The organism is Cellulomonas sp. IC4_254 (assembly GCF_011603975.1).
Taxonomy (GTDB): Bacteria; Actinomycetota; Actinomycetes; order Actinomycetales; family Cellulomonadaceae; genus Cellulomonas.
The window spans coordinates 1-9,661 of record NZ_JAANNB010000151.1; the positions used below are offsets into that span (position 1 = coordinate 1).

10 protein-coding genes are annotated in these 9,661 nt (G+C 78.1%); 7 read left to right on the forward strand and 3 right to left on the reverse strand.

The window, feature by feature from the left end:
• Positions 1-700: M15 family metallopeptidase (locus G6556_RS13955; RefSeq protein WP_166942517.1), on the forward strand; the 700-nt coding region annotated here is incomplete at its 5' end.
• A gap of 16 nt (positions 701-716) precedes the next feature.
• Here the strand turns inward: G6556_RS13955 and G6556_RS13960 are convergent.
• Positions 717-1,589: a formate/nitrite transporter family protein gene (locus G6556_RS13960; RefSeq protein WP_166942520.1), complete on the reverse strand. Its 873-nt coding sequence runs from the start codon at positions 1,587-1,589 to the stop codon at positions 717-719.
• 120 nt (positions 1,590-1,709) lie between these two features.
• Between G6556_RS13960 and G6556_RS19980 the strand changes: the two genes are divergently transcribed.
• Both G6556_RS19980 and G6556_RS13970 read left to right on the forward strand, forming a co-directional pair.
• Positions 1,710-3,365 carry a GGDEF domain-containing protein gene (locus tag G6556_RS19980; RefSeq protein ID WP_166942523.1) on the forward strand — a complete coding sequence of 552 codons (1,656 nt, stop codon included), beginning with the start codon at positions 1,710-1,712 and terminating at the stop codon, positions 3,363-3,365.
• 115 nt (positions 3,366-3,480) lie between these two features.
• A complete protein-coding gene (locus tag G6556_RS13970) occupies positions 3,481-4,281 on the forward strand; it encodes an NAD(P)-dependent oxidoreductase (protein WP_166942526.1) in 801 nt (266 codons plus the stop codon).
• 4 nt (positions 4,282-4,285) lie between these two features.
• Here G6556_RS13970 and G6556_RS13975 read toward each other — a convergent pair whose 3' ends face one another.
• Positions 4,286-4,879, reverse strand: coding sequence for a DinB family protein (locus G6556_RS13975; protein ID WP_166942529.1), 594 nt, complete (start codon positions 4,877-4,879; stop codon positions 4,286-4,288).
• A gap of 126 nt (positions 4,880-5,005) precedes the next feature.
• On the opposite strand from G6556_RS13975, the gene G6556_RS13980 reads away from it, so the two are divergent.
• From G6556_RS13980 to G6556_RS13995, 4 genes are all read left to right on the forward strand, one after another.
• A complete protein-coding gene (locus G6556_RS13980) occupies positions 5,006-5,761 on the forward strand; it encodes a hypothetical protein (protein ID WP_166942532.1) in 756 nt (251 codons plus the stop codon).
• A gap of 173 nt (positions 5,762-5,934) precedes the next feature.
• Positions 5,935-6,669 (forward strand): ANTAR domain-containing protein, encoded by a 735-nt coding sequence (locus tag G6556_RS13985; RefSeq protein ID WP_166942535.1) that lies wholly within the window; start codon positions 5,935-5,937, stop codon positions 6,667-6,669.
• 156 nt (positions 6,670-6,825) lie between these two features.
• Positions 6,826-7,383 (forward strand): flavodoxin, encoded by a 558-nt coding sequence (locus G6556_RS13990; protein ID WP_166942538.1) that lies wholly within the window; start codon positions 6,826-6,828, stop codon positions 7,381-7,383.
• A gap of 184 nt (positions 7,384-7,567) precedes the next feature.
• Positions 7,568-8,422, forward strand: a complete 855-nt coding sequence (locus G6556_RS13995; protein WP_346774906.1) for an aminotransferase class IV — start codon at positions 7,568-7,570, stop codon at positions 8,420-8,422.
• A gap of 41 nt (positions 8,423-8,463) precedes the next feature.
• Here the strand turns inward: G6556_RS13995 and G6556_RS14000 are convergent, their stop codons facing one another.
• Positions 8,464-9,621, reverse strand: coding sequence for a M20/M25/M40 family metallo-hydrolase (locus G6556_RS14000; protein ID WP_166942541.1), 1,158 nt, complete (start codon positions 9,619-9,621; stop codon positions 8,464-8,466).
• Between the last annotated feature and the right edge of the window lie 40 nt (positions 9,622-9,661).

The window sequence follows — 9,661 nt, forward strand, 5'->3', positions numbered from 1 at the left end:
CCTGCGTCCGACGGACGTCGCCGACCCGGGGTCCCGCCGCGGCCCGGTCCCGCTGCCGGACGCGCCCACGGCCTCCGCGCCCCTGGTCCCCCCGGCCCGCGCCGCCCTCGACCTCGGCCTGCACCCGACCGACGACCCCGGCAGCATCTGGGTCGTCGTCAACAAGGTGCGGCCGGTCACGCCGCCGGCGTGGGCGCCGACGGGGCTGGTCGCCGACGCCGGGTACGAGGTCCGGCCGGAGGTCGCGGGGCCGCTCGAGCAGATGATCGCCGCCGCGGCGGCCGACGGCGTCACGCTGGCGCTGCGCAGCGCGTACCGGTCGTACGACTCCCAGGTGCGGGTGCACGGCGACCTGGTCGCCCAGGTCGGCCAGGCCCGCGCCGAGGAGGTGAGCGCCCGGCCGGGGCACAGCGAGCACCAGACGGGCCTCGCGGTCGACGTCGGCAGCACGAGCCGGCCGGACTGCGACTTCCAGGACTGCTTCGGCGAGACCGCCGAGGGCCGGTGGGTCGCGGAGCGCGCGGGCGAGTTCGGGTTCGTCGTCCGGTACACCGCCGCGAACCGGGCCGTGACCGGGTACGCGCCCGAGGGCTGGCACCTGCGCTGGGTGGGGACGGACCTGGTGACCGAGATGGACCGCCGCGGCGTGACGACGCTGGAGGAGGTGTTCGGGCTGCCCGGCGGCCCGGACTACCCCTGACCGTGGCCGCGACCGGTCAGCTCGGGTCGCCGGGCGTGCTCGTCCCCCGGCCCTGCTGCTTCAGCCACTGCGAGTCGTCGTTGACGTACGCGTAGTACAGCCCGATGAGCAGCCCGCCGCCGATGAAGTTCCCGAGCAGCGCGATCCCGACGTTCGCCGCCGCGGCCGCCAGGTCGAGGCCCTCCCGCAGCCCGACGATCGAGAACAGCACGGTGTTCGCCACCGAGTGCTCCAGGCCCAGGAACGCGAAGATGAACACCGACGTGATCATGACCAGGCACTTGGTCAGGTCGTCCTTGATCAGGCCGTTGTAGACCAGCAGCATCGCGACGTTGATGCAGAAGTTGCACAGCACCGCCCGCACGAGCAGGTCAACCCAGCCGCCCGGGCCGTCGGTGACGTACGCGAGCTTGTGCTCGACCGAGGCGACCATCTCGTCCATCGGGGGACCGTCGGTGATCGTGGACAGGCGGAGCAGCGCCGCGACGAACAGCCCGCCCGCGAGGTTGCCCAGGTAGCAGAGCCCGAGCATCCGCAGCGCGCGCGGCCAGCTGGTCCGGCGGTGGTACGCGCCGATCGAGACGATCATCATGTTCGAGGTCAGCAGCTCGGACCGCGAGTAGTAGATGAACACCAGCGCCCAGCCGAACACCACCGCGCCGACCAGCCGCCCGACCGGGCGCACCGACCCGTCGCCGATGCCCGCGAACGCCCCGAGCACCGCGTAGTAGGTCGCGTACAGCAGCCCGATGAGCACGCCGGCCATGGCCGCCCGCTGCAGGTACCGCCGGGCGAGGCCGCCGGACATCGTCGTCTTGGTCTCCAGCACCTCGAGGGCGGTGCTGATGAACTGCTTGCCCGGGAAGAGGGACTGGGGGTCGGCGCTCACCGCGCACAGGCTGCCACACCCCGACCTCCGGGTGAAGACCGGTGCCGGGGCTCATCACCGCAGGTCGCAGGCCCGATGTGACAGGAGACCCGTGCAGGTGCGCGGGCAGGACGAAGGACCATGACGGCCACAGCGAGCGACGCACGATCGGCACCACCCGCACCGCCCACCGACTGGGAGGCCGCGGTGGACGAGCTCGCGCTGCTCGCGGACTCGGACGCCGGGGCGTGCGTGCGGCGCGCGGAGGACCTGATCGCCGAGGCGGTCGCGAGCCGTGCCGGCGGCGCCGAGATGCGGCTGGCGTACTACGCCGCGGTCGCGCACCACGCGCTGGGGGAGGACCGCCGCGCCCTGGAGCGCGCGGTGCGCGCCGAGCACCTGGCCCGCGAGCGCGGCGCGCTGGTGTGGCAGTCCCGCGCGCTCGCCCGGCAGGGGCTGGTGCACCACGACCTCGGCCACACCGAGGACGCCGTCGACCTGCTCACCCGTGCCGCCGAGCTGCGCCGGGAGGCCGACGACGTCGCGGGCACCGCCGACGTGCTCACGATCCTCGGGTCCGTCTACACGTCGATGCCGCACTTCGCGCCGCAGGCCGCGGGCGTGCTGACCCAGGCGCGCCGCCTCTGGCTGGCGGCGGGCGACCCGGACCGCGCGTCGATCGCGCTGGCGAACCTCGCGCGCACCTTCGTCGAGACGAGCCGCCGGCTCGCCGCCGACAACCCGCGGGGCGCCCGCGCGTCCGCCCGCCGGGCCCTCGGCCTGGCGCTGGACGCGGTCGACGAGGCCGACGCCGCCGGGCTGGCCCGCACCGCCGTGGACGCGCGGCTCACGGCCGCCACCGCGCACCTGCTGGCGGGGGACCGCGAGGCCGCCACCGGGATGCTGGACGCGGCCGGGGCGATGCTCGCGCGGTTCCCGGCGGCCGGGCTGCAGCTGTCGCTGCACCGGATCCGGGCGGGGATGCTGCTGGACGAGGGCCTGCTGCCGGAGGCGGTCACGGAGGCGCGGGCCGGCATGACGGTGTGCGACGCCCTGCGCCGGCCGGCCGAGCGGACCGAGCTGCTGCGGGTGCTCTCCGACGCGTACGAGGCGCTGGGCGACCCCGTCGCCGCGCTGGCGGCGCTGCGCGAGCTGCACGCGCTCACCGTGCGGATGGGTGACGCGCAGGCCGAGCGCCGCGCGGCCCTGCTCGGCGCGCGGATGGAGGTCGAGCAGGCGGAGCGGCAGGCCGAGGCCGAGCGCCGGCGCTCCGAGGCGCTGGAGGAGCGCAACGCCCGCCTCGCGCACGAGGCGGCGCACGACGGGCTCACCGGCCTGGCGAACCGGCGGAGCCTGGACACCCAGCTGGACCGGTGGACCGCCGAGCGCGGTGCGTTCGCGGTGGCGCTGCTCGACATCGACCACTTCAAGCGGGTCAACGACACGTACTCGCACCAGGTGGGCGACGCCGTGCTCGTCCGGGTGGCCACCGCCCTCCAGCATGCCCTGCGCCGGGACGACCTGGCCGCGCGGTACGGCGGCGAGGAGTTCGCGGTGCTGCTCGACGGGCTGACCGGCAACCGGACGGTCGACGTGTGCGACCGGCTGCGCGAGACGATCGCGCAGCTCGACTGGGAGGACCTGATGCCGGGCGCGCGGCTCACCGTGAGCATCGGCGTCGCCGAGCGGCACCCGGGCGAGCCGGTCGCCGACCTGCTCACCCGGGCCGACGCCGCGCTCTACCGGGCCAAGGCGGCCGGCCGGGACCGGGTGCGGGTGGCGGACCCGGTGGTCTGAGCCGGGCACGGCGGGTCCGGGCACGGCGGGTCCGGGGGCGCGGGCGGGGCGCGCGGAGCCGGCGCCGCGGCCGCAGCGCGCGCGGAGCGGGCGCCGGGGCCGCAGACTGCCGGGCATGGAGCAGCGCGACGTCGTCGTCACCGGTGCGGCCGGGCGGATCGGCACCTACCTCCGGACCGCCGACGGCGGGCTGCGGTCCCGCGGCTGGCGGGTGCGGCTCGTGGACGCCGACGCGCCGGACGACCCGGCCCCGGGACCCGACGAGCCGTTCACCGCCCTGGACCTCACCGACGAGGAGGCGATCGACCGGCTCGTGCCGGCGCTGGCGGGCGCGGACGGCGTGGTGCACCTGGCGGGCATCCCCTCGGAGGACACCTGGACCCGGGTCCGGCGCGCCAACGTCGACGGCACGTACCGCGTGCTGGAGGCGGCGCGCCGCGCCGGGGTGCGGCGGGTGGTGCTGGCGAGCTCGAACCACGCGGTCGGCTACTACCCGACGGACCGGGAGGCGCCCGTGGACGGGCCGGCCCGGCCGGACTCGTTCTACGGGGTGTCGAAGGCCGCGGCCGAGGCCCTCGGCAGCCTGTACGCGGACAAGTACGGCGTCGAGGTCGTCTCGCTGCGCATCGGCCTGTGCGCGGACCGGCCGGGGACCACGTTCGACCTGGGCATCTGGCTCAGCCCCGGGGACGCCGTGCGGCTGGCGGACGCGGCCCTGCGCGGGCCGGTCGCCGGGCCGGCGGTGGCCTACGGGGTGTCGGCGAACACCCGGGCGTGGTGGGACCTGTCGAGCGCGCGGGCGCTCGGCTACCGGCCCGAGGACGACGCCGAGGCGTTCGCCGACGACGTCGAGCCCTACGACGGCCCGGCCGGCGTGCTCGGGCACGCGATGGTCGCCGAGGACCCGCTGGCCTGACGGGTCAGCCGTCGGCGCCCTGGCCGGACGCGGTCCGGGCGGCGTCCTCCACCCGGGCCCGGTAGGCGGCCCACGCGCCGTCGTCGTGGAACGGCAGGTTCGGGTCGTCGGGCCGGGTGCCCACGGCGCCGTCGATGGTCTCGCGCACGATGTCGGCGTGGCCCGCGTGCCGGGCCGTCTCGGCGACCACGTGCACGAGGATGCGGTGCAGGGTCACCTCCGCGTTCTCGGGCCGCCACCACGGGACCCGGCCGCGGGCGTCCAGCGGGAGCGCCGCGATGGTCGCGTCGGCGTGCGCGGCGGAGAAGGCGTGCAGCTCCCGGACGGAGTCGAGCGACTCGTCCGCGGGCACCCACAGGTCGGCGTTCGGCTCGGCGTCGTCGGCGAACCACGGCAGCGGCCGGCCGTGCGGGCGGTCGAACACCTCGCCGAAGTAGTCGAGCTGGACGCTCGCGACGTGCTTCACCAGGCCGGCGACGTTGGTGCCGGTGGCCGTGAGCGGCCGGCGCGCGTCGTACTCCGACAGCCCGTCGAGCTTCGCGAGCAGCGAGTCGCGGTTCTCGCGCAGGTACTGGTGCAGCATCGCCTTGTCGTCCATGCGCCCCAGTGTGCCGCCGGGGTCCGACACCCGGCGGCGGCTCGCCCGGCGGCGGCTCACCCGGACGGCCCAGACGTCCGCCGCGCTCCGGGTGCGCGACGGCCCCGGCGGTCCGAGACTGACGGCGTGACCGACCGGCTCCTGCTGCTGCGCTCCCTGGCCGAGGCCGTGGCGCGCTCCGGGCCCGGCTCGGGCACCGGGGTCTGCCCGCCCGACCCGGAGCGGCTCTGCCGCGCGGCGGCCGACCTGCTCGGCGCGTCGGGCGCCGCGCTGACCTGCGCGCCCGCCGGCCCCGCCCGGTTCACCGCCGGCGCGACCGACGAGGTCGCCGTCCGGCTCGCCGAGGTGGAGGACCTGGTGGGCGACGGACCGGCCGTGCGCGCCGTCCGGCACGGCCGGACGGTCGGCACGCTGCTCGGTGCGGGTGCGCCCGGACGGCCCGCCGACCTCCCGCCGGACGTCGCGGAGGTGCCGCCGGTGTTCGCCGTCCTCGCGGCCGACGCCGTCGCCCCCGACGCGGCGGTCGCCACGGTCGCGGTGCGGTCGTGGCCGGTGCGGGTCGACGGGCGCGCGGTCGCGGCGCTGACCGTGCACGGCCCGGTCGCCGGCCTCACGGCCGAGGCCCTCGCGGACGGCCAGGTGCTGGCCGACGCCCTCGGCCCGGCGCTGGCCGGCCTGGCCGGCGCGCCGGCCCGCGCCCGCCGGCACCGCGCGGTCGGCATGCTCGTGGCCCAGACGGGCCTCGCGCCCGACGACGCGACGGCGCTCCTGCAGGCGCGGGCCTGGGCCGAGGACGTCGCGGTGGCGGACCTCGAGGACGCCGTGCTCGACCGGCGCGCGAGCTTCGCCCGCGGGGAGGCCCCCGGGTCCCTGCCCGCCTGAGCGCGCCCGCCGTCACCCGGCAGGGCTAATCACCCCCGGATCCGCACGATCTCGGGACGAATCGGGCATCTTGCCCCCGTCGCCCGTGCCACCATGTGGCTGCGCGCCGTCCGCGCGCGACCGGTGACGGGACTCGGCGAGGAGCCCGCACGTGCTGCTCAGGGGGACGGACGATGGCTGAGGTGTGTGCGGTGTGGCCGGGCACGGAGCCCGCGCGCAGCGTGCTGGCGCTCCTGGACGACCTCGTGGCGGTCGTCCGGGACCGGACGGGCGCCGCCGCCGAGGGCGCGGTGCACGCGCACCGGCGCGGCGCGGACTGGCTGATCGCCTCGGCGGGGGACCGCCTGACCCGCTCGGGCGTGGCCGTCGTCCACGCCGGCCCGTGGCGCGCCGCCCTGCGCACCGGCGCGCCGCTCGTGCTGCCCGACCTGCGCGAGACGACCGGGTCCGCCGCCGAGCCGTGGCGCGCCGCCGCGCTGCGCGCCGGGTTCCACGCGGTCCTCGCCCTGCCCGCGCCGCTGAGCCGCGGGGGCGCCGCCGCCCTGACGCTCTACCTGGACGAGCCCGGCTCCTGCGAGCCCGAGGTGGTGCGCCGGGCCGGCGGCTTCGCGGGGGAGATGGCCTCGCTCATCGAGCTGCACAGCACGATCCCCGCGCGCGAGCCGGCTCTGTCCGAGGCCGAGGTCGCGCGGCGCACGCGCGCGTCCGTCGACCACGCCGTCGGCGTGCTGATGGAGGTGCGCGGCTGCGACGAGGACGAGGCCCGGCACGTGCTCGAGGTGCTGGGCGCCTCCCAGGGCCGGTCGCTCGAGGCGGTCGCGTCGTCGGTCGTGCGGCACGCCGTGCGCAGCGCCGGCGGTCGCGGCGGCCTCGGCGGCGGCTCGGCCCGGGCGGCGCGCCGGTCCTGACGCGGCGGGGGCGGTCCGTCCTGGCGCTGCCGGCCCGCGCGTCCCGCGGCCGACCCGGGACCGTGGACCCATCCCGGCCCGCCCGGCCGCCCCTAGCGTGGCTGCGACGGGCGGCGCAGGGTCGCGTCCCCGTCGCGGGAGCCAGGGGAGGCAGCCATGCGCGGGCACGTCGTCTACGAGAGCCTGTTCGGGAACAGCCACGCGGTGGCCGAGGCGGTGGCCGCCGGGCTGCGCGCCGCCGCACCGGGTGCGGACGTCGCGGTGCTGAGCGTGCTCGATGCGCCGGACGCCCTGCGCACCGACCTCGTGGTCGTCGGCGGACCCACGCACGCGTTCTCCCTGAGCCGCCCCGAGACCCGGCGCAGCAGGCCGGACCACCTCGACGACCCCGAGGCCCGGCGTCGCGCGGAGGCCGAGCCCGGCGCCGACACGGGCCGTGGCGTGCGGGAGTGGCTCGAGGTGCTCGACACCGCGCCGGGCACGCCCGCGGTGGCCTTCGACACCCGGGTCGACCGGCCGGTGCCCAAGCGCGCGTCGGCGGGCATGGCGAAGCGGCTGCGCCGCGCCGGGTGCCGCCTGGTGCTGCCCCCGGCCGGGTTCCACGTCGCCGGCATGCACGGGCCGCTGGTCGACGGCGAGCTCGACCGCGCGTCCGCGTGGGGGCACGAGGTCGCGCGCGCGGCGGGGCTGACGGGGGCGCCGGACCCCGCCTGACGGCGCCCGACATCCGTCGCCGGTTGCCGACCGCCGCCCGCTGGTCGCCCGGCTCCCGCCCGCCGCGCGCGGGTCGCCGGCCGTCGGCCCCCGCCGACCGGCACCGTGGCTCGCACCCCGGTTACGCTGCGACGGGACGACCCGCGCCACCCGCGCGGGCGCGAGGCACGCGGGGAGCGCAGCGGTGGCGGACGTGACGTCGACGGTGTTCTGGGTCAACGGGCGCCTGGTGCCCGAGGCGGAGGCGACCACCTCCGCCCGGGACCACGGGTTCGTGGTGGGCGACGGGGTGTTCGAGGCGGTCAAGGTCGACCACGGGCAGATCTTCGCGCTGTCCCGGCACGTCGCCCGCATGGCGCGGTCCGCCGCGGGCATCGGCCTGCCGGGCTTCGACCCGGAGCTGGTCCGGCGCGCGGCGCACGAGGTGGTCGAGGCGAACGCCGACCTGCTCACCAGCGCGTACGACCTGCTCCGCGTCACGTTCACCGGTGGCCCGGGCGTCCTCGGCAGCGGGCGGGTCGACGGGCCGCCGACGCTCGTGCTCGGTGTGACCCCGGGCCACGACCCGGACCCGGAGACGGGCGTCATCACGGTCCCGTACCGCCGCAACGACGTCGGAGCGCTCACCGGGCTGAAGACGACCTCGTACGGGGAGAACGTCCTGGCGCTCGCCCGGGCGCGGGCGGCCGGCGCGAGCGAGGCGGTGTTCGCCAACACCCGCGGGCAGCTCTGCGAGGGCACCGGCACCAACGTGTTCGTGGTGCGCGACGGGGAGCTGCTCACGCCGCCGCTGTCGTCCGGGTGCCTGGCGGGCGTCACGCGCGCGCTGGTGCTCGAGTGGCACGGCGCCCGCGAGGTCGACCTGCCCTACGACGCGCTGACCACGTCCGACGAGGTGTTCCTGACCTCGACCGCCCGCGACGTGCAGCCGGTGGTCGCGGTCGACGGCGTGCCGGTCGCCGGCGGCACGCCGGGTCCGGTCACGCGCGAGGTGGCGCGGGTGTTCGCGGAGCGCCAGCGGGAGCACCTCGACCCCTGACGGGTGCGGCCGCGGTGCCCGCCGCACCGCGGGGCGCGGTCTCAGACGCCGTGCAGGGTCGCGGCCAGGAGCACGGCACGGGACGCCAGTGCGGGCAGCCGCACGTGCTCCGTCGCGGCGTGCGCCCCGCCGCCGCCCGGCCCGAAGCCGTCCAGCGTCGGGAGCCCCGCCGCCCCGGTGAGGTTCGTGTCCGCGGCGCCGGGCGCCGGTCCGCCGGTCACGCCCTGCCCGACCCGGGTGGCCGCCGCGGCCACCGCCGCGAGCAGACCGGCGGAGGCGGCCCCGGGCTCCCAGGCGGGCCGCCGGGACAGCACCTCCGCCCGGACCTCGGCCCCGGGCCGCACGGGCTCCGGCTCCGTCAGGTGCGCCAGCACCTCCCGCTCGCTCGCCCCCGTGACGAACCGGAGGCCCAGGTCCGCGCGGGCTCGCTCGGCCACCACGTTCGTCCGGGTCCCGCCCGCCAGGACGCCCACGTTCGCCAGCACCGACGGGTGGTCGGCGAGGTACTGCCGCGCGGCGAGCAGCTGGTCGAGCAGCTCGTCGGTCGCCGACACGCCCGCGTCGGGGTCGACCGCCGCGTGCGCCGCGAGGCCCGTCACGTGCAGCCGGAGCCGGGTCGATCCGCGCCGGGCCGTCTTGAGCCCGCCGTGCGCGCCGGGCGCCTCCAGGCCGAGCGCGTAGGCGGCCGCGCGCGCGGCGTCCCGGATCAGGTCGGCGGTGGCCGGGGAGCCGATCTCCTCGTCCGGCGTCACCAGCAGCCGCACGGGGCGGTGCCCGAGCCTGGCGTCGCGGAGCAGCTCGGCCGCCGCGAGCGCGACGACGATCCCGCCCTTCATGTCGTACGTGCCCGGCCCGTGCAGCACGTCGCCGTCCCGCCGGACCGGCACCGCGCCGACCGCGTGCACCGTGTCGTGGTGCGCGAGCAGCAGCGCCGGGGCGTCGCCGGCCCGCGGGCCCCGGCCGGGCAGGTCCAGGACGACGGCGTCGCCGGACGCGCGGTCGGCGGTCGGCACCCGGCCGCCGCGGAACCCGGCCGCGCGGGCGTCCGCGACCACGAGGTCCGCGAGCGCGTCCAGCGCGTCGGCCGCCCCGGTGGGGGTCTCGAGGCGCACGTACCGCTCCAGCCGCCCGGCGTCCCCGGGCAGCCGGCGCCGGGCGACCTCGTCCAGCCCGTCCAGGGCCGCGGCGTCGCCCCTCATGCCGCCGAACCTAGGCCCGCCGCACCCGCCCCGCCCGGCG